2 protein-coding genes are annotated in these 486 nt (G+C 69.3%); both read right to left on the bottom strand.

The features are described from left to right. The coding region (locus tag E1292_RS56060; RefSeq protein ID WP_132606898.1) for a sulfurtransferase TusA family protein at positions 1-87 on the bottom strand (87 nt) is incomplete at its 3' end. A 34-nt stretch (positions 88-121) separates the two neighbouring features. Then, positions 122-486 (bottom strand): NUDIX hydrolase (locus tag E1292_RS50650; RefSeq protein WP_220447480.1); only part of this gene is annotated, 365 nt, incomplete at its 5' end.

The following is a 486-nucleotide window of genomic DNA, read 5'->3' as shown; positions in this document are numbered from 1 at the left end:
GGCCATCGACGCGAGCGCCTTCTTGGCCTTCAGGATGGGCAGCGGGCAATTCAGCCCGCGGGTGTCGATTTCCTTGTGGATGTGCATCGTCGTCGGCTTCCTGGCGAAGAGAGAAGGAATTCTAGAGCGGCCCGGGCTGCGCCCCGCCTGCCGCCGGGTTGGAGGCGGCATCCGTTGCCACCGGGGGGACTGGTGCAGGTGCAGGTGCAGGTGCAGGTGCAGGTGCAGTCGCCGGCGCCTCGCTGCGCTGGCCCGGCCATTCCATGAAAGTGGGCTCGATGCCGTGGCCGCGCAGCCAGTCGGCCAGCGCCTGGCCCGTGCCGGAGCGCCAGCAGCGCAGGTCCCGCGGCGCGATCAGGCGATAGTCGACCAGCTCGGGCGAGAGCCGCACCGTGCCGTGCGCCACCGCATGGTAGGCCACGATGACCTGGTTCATGCGCTGGAAGTCGTACACGCCGATCAGCGACAGCGCGCTCACGTCGAGGT

Origin of the sequence: Nonomuraea deserti, assembly GCF_004348685.1 — a bacterium.
Taxonomy (GTDB): Bacteria; Actinomycetota; Actinomycetes; order Streptosporangiales; family Streptosporangiaceae; genus Nonomuraea; species Nonomuraea deserti.
This window is presented reverse-complemented; position numbering and strand designations above follow the sequence as displayed.